Raw genomic sequence first — 500 nt, 5'->3', positions numbered from 1 at the left:
CGTCCTGCATGCCTGGCGTATGCTCATCGTAAACTGCGTGGTCAGATAGTTGACGAGCTCACGCTTTATCGCTGGTTTTAAAGCTTTTTTTCGATGACGTCTTTCAGCGCACGGCATTCCAGACTCAGGTCGGCAAACATCTGCTTCAGACGGCGATTCTCGTCTTCTAGATCTTTGATTTTTTTGATATCAGCGGCTTCCATCCCGCCATATTTCGCCTTCCAATTGTAATAGCTGGCTTCGGAAATAGCAGCCTCGCGGCACACATCTTTGACGGTCCTACCCGCTTCGACGGACTTCAGTACGGCGATGATCTGGTGCTCGGTAAATCGGATCTTGCGCATAAGGATCTCCTCAGGTGACATCATCAGTATGTCGGAAGATCTCTAAAAGTGAATGGGCCGTTTAAGCGGGATACTTACAGTTGGACTAAACATTATCCTCAAGCAGGAAGACCCGATGCGATTCAACATACTCAATATGTACGTACTACTAAATCC

General features: G+C 47.8%; 1 pseudogene. It reads right to left on the bottom strand.

From position 1 onward, the window contains the following. Positions 1–344: pseudogene (locus DBA33_RS20465) on the bottom strand (transposase); the annotation flags it as partial. Between the last annotated feature and the right edge of the window lie 156 nt (positions 345–500).

This window comes from Yersinia sp. IP36721 (assembly GCF_003634395.1).
Lineage (GTDB): Bacteria > Pseudomonadota > Gammaproteobacteria > Enterobacterales > Enterobacteriaceae > Yersinia > Yersinia entomophaga.
The sequence above is the reverse complement of the archived record's forward strand: the minus strand, read 5'-3'. Positions and strand labels throughout refer to the sequence as shown.